Raw genomic sequence first — 13107 nt, 5'->3', positions numbered from 1 at the left:
ACGGCGAGGGGCAGGTTTAGCACGCAATAACTTAGGTTAGGCTAGCCTAAGTTGATGTCGGGGCGCTGCGCCCTCTCCCCTGCCCCTCTCCTCTGTTCCGCACGGACTGTCCCCTCGGAGGACCCCCACATGCGCTCGCACCTGCTCAATGACACGACCGCGGATCGGTACCGCCGTTCCGTGACCGAAGGAATAGAGCGGGTGGCGGCCAAACTCGCCACCACAGCAAGCCCGTTCACCGGCATCACGGTCGACGCCCTCGCCCCCCGGATCGAGCGGATCGACCTCGACCGCCCGCTGCACGACACCACCGCGGTCCTCGACGAGCTGGAAGAGGTCTACCTCCGCGACGCCGTCTACTTCCACCACCCGCGCTACCTCGCGCACCTCAACTGCCCGGTGGTCATCCCCGCGGTCGTCGGCGAGGCGATCCTCTCCGCCGTCAACTCCTCCCTCGACACCTGGGACCAGTCGGCGGGCGGCACCCTGATCGAGCGCAAGCTCATCGACTGGACCAACGAGCGCATCGGCCTCGGCCCCGCCGCGGACGGCGTGTTCACCAGCGGCGGCAGCCAGTCCAACCTCCAGGCGCTGCTCCTCGCCCGCGAGGAGGCCAAGTCCGACGACCTCGCCAGACTGCGTGTCTTCGCCTCCGAGGTCAGCCACTTCAGCGTGAAGAAGTCGGCGAAACTGCTGGGCCTGAGCGCGGACTCGGTCGTCTCGATCCCCGTCGACCACGACAAGCGCATGCAGACGGTCGCGCTCGCCCACGAGCTGGATCGCTGCAAGCGCGACGGCCTGCTCCCCATGGCCGTCGTCGCCACCGCCGGCACCACCGACTTCGGCTCCATCGACCCGCTGCCCGAGATAGCCGAGCTGTGCGCCCAGTTCGGCGCCTGGATGCACGTCGACGCGGCCTACGGCTGCGGGCTGCTCACCTCCCTGAAGCACCGGGACCGGATCGACGGCATCGAGCGCGCCGACTCGGTCACCGTCGACTACCACAAGTCCTTCTTCCAGCCGGTGAGTTCGTCCGCCGTGCTGGTCCGGGACGCCTCCACCCTGCGCCACGCCACCTACCACGCGGAGTACCTCAACCCGCGCCGCATGGTCGAGGAGCGCATCCCCAACCAGGTCGACAAGTCCCTCCAGACCACTCGTCGCTTCGACGCGCTCAAGCTGTGGATGACGCTGCGCGTGATGGGCGCCGACGGCATCGGCCAACTCTTCGACGAGGTCTGCGACCTGGCGGCCGAGGGCTGGAAACTGCTCGCCGCCGACCCGCGCTTCGACGTGGTCGTGGAGCCGTCCCTGTCCACCCTCGTCTTCCGCTACATCCCGGCGGCCGTCACCGACCCGGCCGAGATCGATCGCGCCAACCTGTACGCCCGCAAGGCCATCTTCGCCTCCGGCGACGCCGTCGTCGCGGGCACCAAGGTCGGCGGCCGCCACTACCTGAAGTTCACCCTGCTCAACCCCGAGACCACGGCGGACGACATCACCGCCGTGCTCGATCTGATCGCCGGCCACGCCGAGCAGTACCTGGGAGAATCCCTTGACCGCGCTTCCTGAAGCCATGGAAAAGACGTCCGCAGGCAAGACGTACGACTTCGTAGGGATCGGTCTCGGCCCCTTCAACCTCGGCCTCGCCTGCCTCACCGAGCCGATCGCCGAACTGGAGGGCGTCTTCCTGGAGTCCAAGCCGGACTTCGAATGGCACTCGGGGATGTTCCTGGAGGGCGCGCACCTCCAGACGCCCTTCATGTCGGACCTGGTGACCCTCGCCGACCCGACCTCCCCGTACTCCTTCCTGAACTACCTGAAGGAATCGGGCCGGCTGTACTCGTTCTACATCCGGGAGAACTTCTATCCGCTCCGGGTCGAGTACGACGACTACTGCCGCTGGGCCGCCTCGAAGCTCTCCAGCATCCGCTTCGGCACGACGGTCACCGAGGTGACGTACGAGGACGACGTGTACGTGGTCCGCACGGAGGCCGGTGACCTCTACCGCGCCCGCCACCTGGTCCTCGGCACGGGCACGCCCGCGTACCTCCCGGAGGCCGTCCAGGGCCTGGGCGGGGACCACATCCACAACTCCCGCTACATGCAGCACAAGCAGGAGCTCCAGGCCAAGGAGTCGATCACCCTGGTCGGCAGCGGCCAGTCCGCCGCCGAGATCTACTACGACCTGCTCAGCGAGATCGACGTCCACGGATACCGGCTGAACTGGGTGACGCGCTCCCCGCGCTTCTTCCCCCTCGAATACACCAAGCTCACGCTGGAGATGACCTCCCCGGAGTACATCGACTACTTCCACGCGCTGCCGGAGCCGACCCGCTACCGCCTCACCGCGGAGCAGAAGGGCCTGTTCAAGGGCATCGACGGCGACCTCATCAACGAGATCTTCGACCTGCTGTACCAGAAGAACCTGGGTGGCCCGGTCCCCACGCGCCTGCTGACCAACTCGGCGCTGAACGGGGCGACGTACGAGAACGGCACGTACACCCTCACCCTCCGCCAGGAGGAGCAGGAGAAGGAGTACGAACTGCGCTCCCAGGGCCTGATCCTGGCCACCGGCTACCGATACGCCGAGCCGGAGTTCCTGAAGCCCGTACGCGACCGGCTGCGCTACGACGCCCAGGGCAACTTCGACATCGCCCGCAACTACGCCATCGACACGACGGGCCGCGGCGTCTTCCTCCAGAACGCCGGCGTGCACACGCACAGCATCACCAGCCCCGACCTGGGCATGGGCGCGTACCGCAACGCGTACATCATCCGTGAGCTGCTCGGCACCGAGTACTACCCGGTCGAGAAGACGATCGCGTTCCAGGAGTTCGCCGTATGAGCACCCCTGACATAGGCACCTTCACCGTCCGCCCGCTCGACCCGACGCGGGACGCCGAGCTGCTGCACGGCTGGGTGACCCACCCCAAGTCCGCCTTCTGGATGATGCAGGAGGCGAGACTGCACGACGTGGAGCGCGAGTACATGGCCATCGCGGCCAGCGAGTACCACGACGCGTTCCTCGGACTGCTGGACGACGAGCCCGTGTTCCTGATGGAGAAGTACGACCCGGCGCACGTCGAGCTGGTCGGCCTGTACGAGCCCGAGCCCGGCGATGTCGGCATGCACTTCCTGGTCGCGCCGACGGACACGCCCGTGCACGGCTTCACCCGGGCCGTGATCACCGCGGTGATGGAGCACCTGTTCGCCGACCCGGCCACCCGGCGTGTCGTCGTCGAACCCGACGTGGGCAACAAGGCCGTGCACGCCCTGAACGAAGCCGTCGGGTTCGTGCCCGAGCGCGAGATCCAGAAGCCGGAGAAGAAGGCGCTGCTGAGTTTCTGCACACGCGAGCAGTTCGCAGCAGCGGTGCGAGGAGCAGCCGTATGACCCAGTCCGACGCCGTGGCCCACCTCTCCCCCGAGCGCTGGGAGCGGGCCAACCGCCTCCTCGTCCGCAAGGCGCTCGCCGAGTTCGCCCACGAGCGGCTGCTCACTCCGGAGGCCGCCGGTGACGGCGCGTACGTCGTCCGCAGCGACGACGGCCTGACCCGCTACCGCTTCACCGCCCGCCTCCGCTCCCTCGACCACTGGCAGGTCGACGCCGAGTCGATCACCCGCCACCGGGACGGCGCCGAACTCCCGGTTGCCGCCCTGGACTTCTTCATCGAGCTGAAGAAGTCGCTCGGCCTGAGCGACGAGGTGCTGCCCGTCTATCTGGAGGAGATCTCCTCCACCCTCTCGGGCACCTGTTTCAAGCTCACCAAGCCGCAGATCCCCGTCGCCGAGCTCGCCGAAGCGGGCTTCCAGGCCATCGAGACCGGCATGACCGAGGGCCACCCCTGCTTCGTCGCCAACAACGGCCGGCTCGGCTTCGGGGTCCACGAGTACCTCTCGTACGCCCCCGAGACCGCGAGCCCGGTGCGGCTGGTGTGGCTGGCCGCGCACCGCTCGCGGGCCGCGTTCACGGCGGGCGTGGGGATCGAGTACGAGTCGTTCCTGCGCGAGGAACTGGGCGAGCAGACACTGAACCGCTTCGCTGCCACCTTGCGCGACCAGGGCCTCGACCCCGACGACTACCTCCTCATCCCCGTCCACCCCTGGCAGTGGTGGAACAAGCTCTCCGTCACCTTCGCCGCCGAGGTCGCCCAGCGCCGTCTCGTCTGCCTCGGCGAGGGCGACGACGAGTACCTGGCCCAGCAGTCCATCCGGACGTTCTTCAACAAGTCCGCCCCCGAGAAGCACTACGTCAAGACGGCTCTGTCCGTCCTCAACATGGGCTTCATGCGCGGACTCTCGGCCGCCTACATGGAGGCGACCCCGGCCATCAACGACTGGCTGGCCCAGCTCGTCGACAACGACCCGGTGCTCAAGTCCACCGGCCTGTCGGTCATCCGCGAGCGCGCGGCCGTCGGCTATCGCCACCTGGAGTACGAGGCCGCCACCGACCGCTACTCCCCGTACCGCAAGATGCTCGCCGCCCTGTGGCGCGAGAGCCCCGTGCCCGCGCTCCAGGAGGGCGAGAGCCTGGCCACCATGGCCTCCCTCGTCCATGTCGACCACGCGGGCGCCTCCTTCGCGGGCGCGCTGATCGAGCGTTCGGGGCTGTCGCCGGTGGAGTGGCTGCGCCGCTATCTGCGCGCCTACTTCACGCCGCTGCTGCACAGCTTCTACGCGTACGACCTCGTGTACATGCCGCACGGCGAGAACGTCATCCTCGTCCTCAAGGACGGCGCCGTACAGCGCGCGATCTACAAGGACATCGCCGAGGAGATCGCCGTCCTGGACCCGCAGGCGGTGCTGCCGCCCGCGGTCGAGCGGATCCGCGTCGAGGTCCCCGAGGACAAGAAGCTCCTGTCGATCTTCACGGACGTCTTCGACTGCTTCTTCCGCTTCCTGGCGGCCGACCTGGCCGACGAGGGCGTCCTCGGCGAGGAGGACTTCTGGCGGACGGTCGCCGAGTCCGTACGCGAGTACCAGGAGTCGACGCCCGAACTCGCCGACAAGTTCCGGCAGTACGACATGTTCGCGCCGGAGTTCGCGCTGTCCTGCCTGAACCGGCTCCAGCTGCGCGACAACAAGCAGATGGTGGATCTGGCGGATCCGTCCGGCGCACTGCAACTGGTCGGCAACCTGAAGAACCCGATCGCGGGACTCTGAAGCCGGGTGGGGCTCAGGAGACGGTCCTCCTGAGCCCCGCCTTCCTCACCTACGCACCGGGCCAGGGAACCTGGGGGGACCGGTAGTACCGGATCCCCCGCGCCTCCCACCGCGGCCCCTGCGCCGCGAGCCGCACCTTGTACGTGTCCCAGTCGTGGGTCGACGCGGGCGACCAGCCGAGTTCGGCGACGCCGGGCAGCCGCGGGAAGACCATGTAGTCGATGTCCGCGCCGGTGACGATCGTCTCCGTCCACAGCGGCGCCTCGACGCCCCTGATCGACGCGCCGGGGGCTCCGGCGAGGTAGGTGCCCGGATCCCAGTCGTACGCCCGCCGCACCTCGACCAGACCCGCCCAGTCCTGCCCGAGCGGGGTGTCCGCGGTGTACTTCATGTCGAGGTAGATCCGGTCGGCCGGCGAGAGGACCAGCCCCGTCCCGTTCTGCGCGGCCTTCACGACCTGCGCCTTCTCCGCGGCGCTGGTGTCGTCGAGCCCCCAGTACTGGGCGAGCGCGCCCTTCGCCGGGGTCGCCCCGGTCAGCTGATGCCAGCCGATCACCGTCTTGCCGTACTTGGCGACGACGGGCTGCACCTTGTCCATGAAGGCCACATAGTCGGCGTGGCTGGTGGAGTGGGCCTCGTCACCGCCGATGTGGAGATAGCGGCCGGGTGTGAGCGCGGCCAGCTCACGGATGACGTCGTCCACGAAGTCGTACGTCACCGGCTTGCCCACGCACAGCGAGCTGAAGCCGACGTCGGTGCCGGTGTAGAGCGGCGGCGCGGTGCCGTCGCAGTTCAGCTCAGCGTAGGAGGCGAGGGCCGCGTTGGTGTGGCCCGGCATGTCGATCTCCGGGACGACCTCCAGATGGCGGGAGGCCGCGTACCGCACGATCTCCGTGTACTGGGCCTTCGTGTAGAAGCCGCCTCGGCCGCCGCCCACCTGCGTCGATCCGCCGTAGGTGGTGAGCCGCGGCCAGTCGTCGAGCGCGATGCGCCAGCCCTGGTCGTCGGAGAGGTGCAGATGCAGCTTGTTGACCTTGTACAGCGCCAACTCGTCGATGTAGCGCTTGACCTGGCCGACGTCGAAGAAGTGCCGGGACACGTCGAGCATCGCGCCGCGGTAGCCGTAGCGCGGGGTGTCCTTGATGGTGCCGCCCGCGACGAGCCAGGGTCCGGGCTGTACGGAGTTCTTCTCGACCGCGGCCGGGAGGAGCTGGCGCAGGGTCTGCACGCCGTGGAAGAGCCCGGCCGGTGCGGCGGCGGTGATGGTGACGCCGTTCCTGCCGCTGTCGAGGCGGTATCCCTCGTCGCCCAGCGAGCGTTCGCCCAGCCGGAGCCGGATGCCTCCGCCGCCCTGGGAGGCGACCGGCAGCCGGTAACCGGTGGAGGGCCGCAGGATGCCCGCGAGGTACTCGCCGACCTGTCGTACCTCCCGCGAGTCGTCCACACGGATGCGGGTGTCCCGGGTGATGCGGTACGGCGATCCGCCCGGGTCGACCGAGGCGGGGGCCGGAACGACCTGGCCGAGCGGGCTCGCCGTCTTCGCGGCCGCGGCGGGCGCCGAGCCGGCGACGGAGAAGCCGGCAGCCGCCACGAGCAGCAGCGTGCCGAGAAGACGGGGCGTTCTGTGGTGCTGTCTCACATGCGCTCCCTTCCATGGACCCCAACGGGCATGGGCCCCAACGGCTATGGGCCGCACTGGGGATGAACCCCAATGGGTATAGACCACTCTCCCGCAGAGCCGGTGGAACCATCCCCCTCATGGCGGAAGTCATCCAGAAGAACGGGGCAGGGGTGCAGGCGCGGCCGCCGCGTCCGACGGCGCCCGCTGCGGACGTACCGCCGCAGGAACCAGCCAAGCAGGCGGTCCTCGAGCGGAGGTGAGGACCGCGCCGCTCCCGCCGGTCAGACCCGGCGCGCCACCGTGAAGTGGTCGATCTCCACGCCGCTCTCGGCGATGCCGCGCACCCTCATCGTGGCCGTGCGGCCCTTGGCGGCGGGCGTCACGTCGACGCGCAGGAACGAGTAGTCGAGGTAGCGCACGCGCGACCAGGCGACCGTCTCGTTCTGCTTGCCGCCCTTGAGGTTGACGAACGCCGACACGGACTCGACGTCGTTCTCGTGGCCCTCGTACGAGTCCGGGGCGGTGAACGCGTACAGGCTGCGGCCCGCCGCGCCCGCCGTCACGTAGACGACGCCCTCCGTCTCGGGGTACGCGGTGCCGCCGATCGGCAGCTTCTTGGTGACCTCGTCGCCCTTGATGACGTCCGTGCGCTCGTACTGGTGGTTGTGGCCGTTGATCACCAGGTCGACGGTGTACTTCTCGAACAGCGGCACCCACTCCTGGCGCACGCCGCCCTCGGAGGAGTGCGCGGTCGAGGTGCAGTAGGCGCAGTGGTGGAAGAACACGACGATGAAGTCGATGTCCTTCGCCGCCCGGTACTTCTTGAGCCGCGCCTCCAGCCACTTGGTCTGGGTGCCGCCGGAGATACCGAGGTTGGCGGGGATCTCGAAGGACACGTCGTTGGCGTCCAGCGAGATGACCGCCGTGTTGCCGTGCACGAAGGAGTAGACGCCGGGCAGGTTCGCCTTGTCCGGGCCGTTCTCCGGCAGCTGCCAGCGGGCCTCCTCGCCGCCGTAGCCGTTGGGCGAGTACCAGGCCTCCATGTCGTGGTTGCCGTACGACACCATCCACGGGACGGACTTGGCGACCGACTCGGTCTGGGCGAGGAACTGGTCCCAGATACGCGAGTCGAAGCCGGTGTCGCCGGTCTTGCCCGCGCCGGCCGGGTCCGCGTACGCGATGTCGCCGGCGTGCAGGTGGAAGGCCGGGTTCTGGCCGAGCAGCAGGGCGTCGTTGGCGAGGCCGTGGTAGCCGACGCCCTCGTCGCCGAAGGCCGTGAAGGTGAACGGCTCACTGTGCGCGGGCGCGGTGGTGAAGGTGCCGAGGGTACCCACGAGGTGCGGGGCGGCCGGGTCGAAGCCGTCGTGGCCGACGCCGTAGTAGTACGTCCTGCCCGGGCGCAGGTGGGTGAGCCGGGCGTGCAGGTAGTACTGGGTGTGGTCGCCGCTCGCGCCGACGCCGGCCGGGGTGTGGAGGGCGCGGACCTCGGCCTCGATCTTGCGGGAGAGGTCCCAGGGGTGGGCGCCGATCCGTATGTACGGCTTCTTCACCGCGACCGGGACCTGCCAGGAGACCGTCATCTCCGTGCGCGGGTCGGTGCCGTAGGCGAGGTGGCGGCCGAAGGGGGCGACGAGGGCGCCGTCGACCTTCTCGGCCGAGGCGGCCGCCCGCTGCGCGGGAACCGCGGCCCGCGCGGTCGCCCCCGGGACGAAGGCGCCACCGGCGACGGCACCCAGGGTCACGGCGCCGCCTCTGATCATGTTGCGCCGCGAGAACCTGGCGCGAAGGTATTCGTGCTGCTCGGCCATGCTCATGCGCTCGGCGAGCTTCTCCGGTACGCCCATGCGTGGGATGTCCATGGAGTCAGAAGTTGCTCCGCACAGGCAACGGGGCGCAGGACACAGGATGGACAGCGCTCGAACAGGGCCCCATAAGAGTTTCAACAGCCACTTGCCCGAAATCGGGCAGGATTCTTGCGAATCGGCCTTCAGTACCCCAAGATCTACCGGGTGCACGACGAACTTGTTGATCATCTGACGCGGTCCACGCCCCTCAACCGGGGCGAGGCGCTGCGGGTGATCCAGGACGTGCTCGCCTACTTCGACGAGACGACCGAGGAATACGTCCGTCGCCGCCACCGCGAACTCCAGGCCCAGGGCCTGGTGAACGCGACGATCTTCGAACGGATCGAGGCGGACCTGAAGTACCGCGCGGTCGCGCCGCCGGAGCTCACGCTCAGGCAGCTGCGCCGCATCGTCTACGGCTAGATCGCCTGCGACTGTCTACAACTAGGGGACCACCTGTATGTGCGGGATTGTCGGATACATCGGGAAGCGTGACGTCACTCCGCTGCTCCTCGAGGGACTCCAGCGCCTGGAGTACCGCGGCTACGACTCCGCGGGCATCGTCGTCACCAGCCCGAAGACGGCCGGCCTGAAGATGGTCAAGGCCAAGGGCCGGGTCCGTGACCTGGAGGCCAAGGTCCCCGCGCGCTTCAAGGGCACCACCGGTATAGCCCACACCCGCTGGGCCACCCACGGCGCCCCGTCCGACCTCAACGCGCACCCGCACATGTCGCAGGACAACCAGGTCGCCGTCGTCCACAACGGCATCATCGACAACGCCTCCGACCTGCGGAAGAAGCTCGAGGCCGACGGCGTCGAGTTCCTCTCCGAGACCGACACCGAGGTCCTCACCCACCTGATCGCCCGCTCCCAGCAGGAGAAGCTGGAGGACAAGGTCCGCGAGGCGCTGCGCGTGATCGAGGGCACGTACGGCATCGCGGTCATGCACGCCGACTTCCCCGACCGCATCGTGGTGGCCCGCAACGGCTCCCCGGTCGTCCTCGGCATCGGCGAGAAGGAGATGTTCGTCGCCTCGGACATCGCCGCGCTGGTCACCCACACCCGTCAGATCGTCACGCTCGACGACGGCGAGATGGCGACGCTGAAGGCCGACGACTTCCGTACGTACACCACCGAGGGCACCCGGACGACGGCCGAGCCGACCACCGTGGAGTGGGAGGCCGCCTCGTACGACATGGGCGGCCACGACACGTACATGCACAAGGAGATCCACGAGCAGGCCGACGCCGTGGACCGCGTGCTGCGCGGCCGGATCGACGACCGGTTCTCCACCGTGCACCTCGGCGGCCTGAACCTGGACGCCCGCGAGGCGCGTGCCGTGCGCCGGGTGAAGATCCTCGGCTGCGGCACCTCGTACCACGCGGGCATGATCGGCGCCCAGATGATAGAAGAGCTGGCCCGCATCCCCGCGGACGCCGAGCCGGCCTCCGAGTTCCGCTACCGCAACGCGGTCGTCGACCCCGACACCCTGTACATCGCGGTCTCGCAGTCCGGTGAGACGTACGACGTGCTGGCCGCCGTGCAGGAGCTGAAGCGCAAGGGCGCGCGGGTCCTCGGCGTGGTGAACGTCGTCGGCTCGGCGATCGCCCGCGAGGCGGACGGCGGCATGTACGTGCACGCCGGACCCGAGGTCTGTGTCGTCTCCACCAAGTGCTTCACCAACACCACGGTCGCCTTCGCGCTGCTCGCGCTGCACCTGGGCCGCACCCGTGACCTGTCGGTCCGCGACGGCAAGCGGATCATCGAGGGCCTGCGCAAGCTGCCCGCCCAGATCTCCGAGATCCTCGACCAGGAGGACGAGATCAAGAAGCTGGCCGCGCAGTACGCCGAGGCCCGCTCGATGCTCTTCATCGGCCGTGTGCGCGGCTATCCGGTGGCCCGTGAGGCCTCCCTGAAGCTCAAGGAGGTCTCGTACATCCACGCCGAGGCCTACCCGGCCTCCGAGCTGAAGCACGGCCCGCTGGCCCTCATCGAGCCCGCGCTGCCGACGGTGGCCATCGTCCCCGACGACGACCTCCTCGAGAAGAACCGCGCCGCCCTGGAGGAGATCAAGGCCCGCAGCGGCAAGATCCTCGCGGTGGCGCACCAGGAGCAGGAGAAGGCCGACCAGACGATCGTCGTCCCGAAGAACGAGGACGAGCTGGACCCGATCCTGATGGGCATCCCGCTGCAACTCCTCGCCTACCACACGGCGTTGGCGCTGGGCCGGGACATCGACAAGCCCAGGAACCTCGCCAAGTCGGTGACGGTGGAGTAGGCGTCACCTCCGACAGCAGTACGAACGGGTCCCTGTGCGTGTCACCAAGCGCACAGGGACCCGTTCCCACAGGGGCCGGGGCGCCCATCCCCGGCCCGCGGCTGTCAGCCGGCGGCCGTCACCCCCCGGCCGGCAGCGCGTCGGGGGAGGGCGGTGGGCCAGTGGGCCAGGGCCGCCGTCGCCGCGTACCAGGCGACCGCGCCCGCGGCCACCGCGAACCAGCCGCCGATCCTGCCGAGACCGTCGTTGCCCGCGAAGTGCGCGATGGCCAGCAGCAGGAGCGAGACGGCGAACAGGCCGTAGGCGCCCTGGTCGAGGACGCCGCCCGCCGCCCCGAGCGTCAGGCTCAGTGCGACCAGGGCGAACAGCAGGAGGAAGAGGCCCGCGGCGTTGTCGGACATCCGGCTGCCGGCGGTGACGGCCCAGGTGAACCACAGGGCGCCGAGCGCCGAGAAGGCCGTACCGGAGGCCGCGTCGCGTTCGCGCAGGGCCAACAGGCCCGCGACGAACAGCGCCACGCCGCCGACGTAGTGGGCCACTGATACGGCGTCAGCCGCCGTCACTCCGTCGATCACGTCGGCGTACCCGAGCCCGAAGGCCAACAGGGTGATCCCGAGGGTGAGTCGGCCGACGACCGTGGTGGTGCTTCCCGCGGAGACGTCATTGTCCACGGCGGGCTCCCTTCGTACATGTGCGATGGTGCGGTGACCGAGTTATGCCCTTCACAAGGGCACAAACACCTCTACGTGTGAGTAGATTCGGGCATCTGCACAAGGGAGTCGGCCGCTCCCAGGTCTCATCTCACCTGGGACGACGGCGAGTTACGGAATAACGATGACCGGGCGCTGGGCGCGCTTCGCCAGCCGCCCCGCGACCGAGCCGAAGAGACGGCCGACGATGCCGTGCGTGGAGCCGACGACGATCGCGTCCGCCTCGTACTCCCGCCCCACCTCTTCGAGTTCGTGACAGATGTCGCCGCCGCGCTCGACCAGGATCCAGGGCACCTCGGCCAGATACTCCGCGCAGGCGAGTTCGAGCCCGAGGACCTCGGTCCGGTGGTCCGGCACATCGACGAAGACCGGCGGCTCGCAGCCGGCCCACACCGTGGTGGGCAGCCGGTTGGCGACATGCACGATGATCAGGCCCGACCCGGAGCGATGGGCCATGCCGATCGCGTACGCGAGGGCGCGCTCGCTGGACGTCGAGCCGTCGAAGCCGACGACGACCCCGTGCTTGAAGGCGGGGTCGCAGGAATGGCGTGGCTCTTCCGCCGCCAAGGGCTCGGCCGCCGTGGGATCGGCGACGGGGCGCTTGCGGTCCGCAGGTTCGAAGAATTCGTGACCGGCCATGAGTGTCTCGGCGTTTGGATCCTCGTGGGTGGGACGACAGTGTGCGGCGGAGCTGTGTCCGGGAATCATCTTCCCAACCCCATACCCCCAAGGGTACGGCGGCACGCCTCCTCTGCCCAGGCCCCGCACACGCTGCGCGGGGTTCCAGGGAGCATGCATGAGGGGGTGCCCGTAACGCAATGGTTGCTGCCCCGTACAGGCGGTTTGCACAGGGGTCGCACAGCCGTACGCCCCGCGGCCGGCGGTACCGCCGGCCGTACCGCCAGGAGTACCACCGGGCACCACAGTGACCGACCGATCGAACACGCGTTGAACCCCGTGCCACCGCCACAGGGAGCACGCCATGCCCGTATCCCGCACCTCCCCCACCTCCCGCACCTCCCCCGACGACCTGCGCCGGACTCCCGCCCAGGGGGCGCCCCCGTCCCCGGCGCGCCCTTCGGCCGCACCGCCGTCGGACACGGCGAGCGATGTCGTCCGCTGGGCGGTCTTCAGCTGCGCCCTGGTGCCCGTGGTCCTCGTCTGGTACGGCACCTCGCTCGCCGGGGCGGCCGGTACGGCGCTGGGGCTCGCGGCCGTCACCGGGGTCTGCCGGATGCTGCTGCGGCAGTCCGAGCGAGGGGCGGCGCGGCTGTCGGACGAGGCGGCCCGGCAGCGCGTCCCGCACCGGGGGCGGCACGGCAGGAGCGGTTGGCAGGGGACGGGCGGGGCACACGGGAAGAGTGGCTCGGGGGCGCACAGAGGCGGCCGCCACACGGCGGGAAATACGCCGGTCGACTGACCGGTTTCCGCGCACGCGCCCGCATACTTTCAGCCAACTTCTGACCACCGTGCACCCCTGGCTCGAACA

The 13107-nt window shown here is 69.3% G+C and carries 11 protein-coding genes; 7 read left to right on the top strand and 4 right to left on the bottom strand.

Annotation, left to right across the window (positions count from 1 at the left end; translation table 11 throughout):
• Nucleotides 1-129 precede the first annotated feature (129 nt).
• From desA to GTY58_RS27545, 4 genes are read left to right on the top strand one after another with little or no spacing between them, the layout of a single operon-like run.
• Complete coding sequence (gene desA / locus GTY58_RS27560) at nucleotides 130-1572, top strand: lysine decarboxylase DesA (RefSeq protein WP_037649847.1); 1443 nt, start codon at nucleotides 130-132, stop codon at nucleotides 1570-1572.
• Between the two features lie 4 nt (nucleotides 1573-1576).
• Nucleotides 1577-2848 (top strand): lysine N(6)-hydroxylase/L-ornithine N(5)-oxygenase family protein, encoded by a 1272-nt coding sequence (locus tag GTY58_RS27555; protein WP_010986675.1) that lies wholly within the window; start codon nucleotides 1577-1579, stop codon nucleotides 2846-2848.
• The gene (locus GTY58_RS27550; protein WP_010986674.1) at nucleotides 2845-3396 is read left to right on the top strand and encodes a GNAT family N-acetyltransferase; all 552 of its coding nucleotides are present in this window, start codon (nucleotides 2845-2847) and stop codon (nucleotides 3394-3396) included. Before GTY58_RS27555 ends, GTY58_RS27550 begins: the two co-directional genes overlap by 4 nt.
• The gene (locus GTY58_RS27545; protein WP_010986673.1) at nucleotides 3393-5165 is read left to right on the top strand and encodes an IucA/IucC family siderophore biosynthesis protein; all 1773 of its coding nucleotides are present in this window, start codon (nucleotides 3393-3395) and stop codon (nucleotides 5163-5165) included. Before GTY58_RS27550 ends, GTY58_RS27545 begins: the two co-directional genes overlap by 4 nt.
• Nucleotides 5166-5214: 49 nt before the next feature.
• Here the strand turns inward: GTY58_RS27545 and GTY58_RS27540 are convergent, their stop codons facing one another.
• Nucleotides 5215-6804, bottom strand: coding sequence for a beta-N-acetylhexosaminidase (locus tag GTY58_RS27540; protein ID WP_010986672.1), 1590 nt, complete (start codon nucleotides 6802-6804; stop codon nucleotides 5215-5217).
• Nucleotides 6805-7067: 263 nt separating this feature from the next.
• Complete coding sequence (locus GTY58_RS27535; protein WP_171033219.1) at nucleotides 7068-8630, bottom strand: metallophosphoesterase family protein; 1563 nt, start codon at nucleotides 8628-8630, stop codon at nucleotides 7068-7070.
• A 165-nt stretch (nucleotides 8631-8795) separates the two neighbouring features.
• Between GTY58_RS27535 and GTY58_RS27530 the strand changes: the two genes are divergently transcribed.
• The gene (locus GTY58_RS27530; RefSeq protein WP_010986670.1) at nucleotides 8796-9053 is read left to right on the top strand and encodes a hypothetical protein; all 258 of its coding nucleotides are present in this window, start codon (nucleotides 8796-8798) and stop codon (nucleotides 9051-9053) included.
• A 37-nt stretch (nucleotides 9054-9090) separates the two neighbouring features.
• Nucleotides 9091-10908 (top strand): glutamine--fructose-6-phosphate transaminase (isomerizing), encoded by a 1818-nt coding sequence (glmS, locus tag GTY58_RS27525; RefSeq protein ID WP_010986669.1) that lies wholly within the window; start codon nucleotides 9091-9093, stop codon nucleotides 10906-10908.
• Nucleotides 10909-11012: 104 nt separating this feature from the next.
• Here the strand turns inward: glmS and GTY58_RS27520 are convergent, their stop codons facing one another.
• Together GTY58_RS27520 and GTY58_RS27515 are read right to left on the bottom strand one after the other, a co-directional pair.
• Complete coding sequence (locus GTY58_RS27520) at nucleotides 11013-11579, bottom strand: GPR1/FUN34/YaaH family transporter (RefSeq protein WP_010986668.1); 567 nt, start codon at nucleotides 11577-11579, stop codon at nucleotides 11013-11015.
• Between the two features lie 150 nt (nucleotides 11580-11729).
• On the bottom strand, nucleotides 11730-12257 hold the full coding sequence (locus GTY58_RS27515; protein WP_010986667.1) for a universal stress protein: 528 nt from the start codon (nucleotides 12255-12257) through the stop codon (nucleotides 11730-11732).
• 343 nt (nucleotides 12258-12600) lie between these two features.
• Between GTY58_RS27515 and GTY58_RS27510 the strand changes: the two genes are divergently transcribed.
• Nucleotides 12601-13038 (top strand): hypothetical protein, encoded by a 438-nt coding sequence (locus GTY58_RS27510; RefSeq protein WP_010986666.1) that lies wholly within the window; start codon nucleotides 12601-12603, stop codon nucleotides 13036-13038.
• Nucleotides 13039-13107: the final 69 nt, after the last annotated feature.

Origin of the sequence: Streptomyces sp. SID5469, from assembly GCF_009862865.1 — a bacterium.
Classification (GTDB): Bacteria; Actinomycetota; Actinomycetes; order Streptomycetales; family Streptomycetaceae; genus Streptomyces; species Streptomyces avermitilis.
This window is presented reverse-complemented; position numbering and strand designations above follow the sequence as displayed.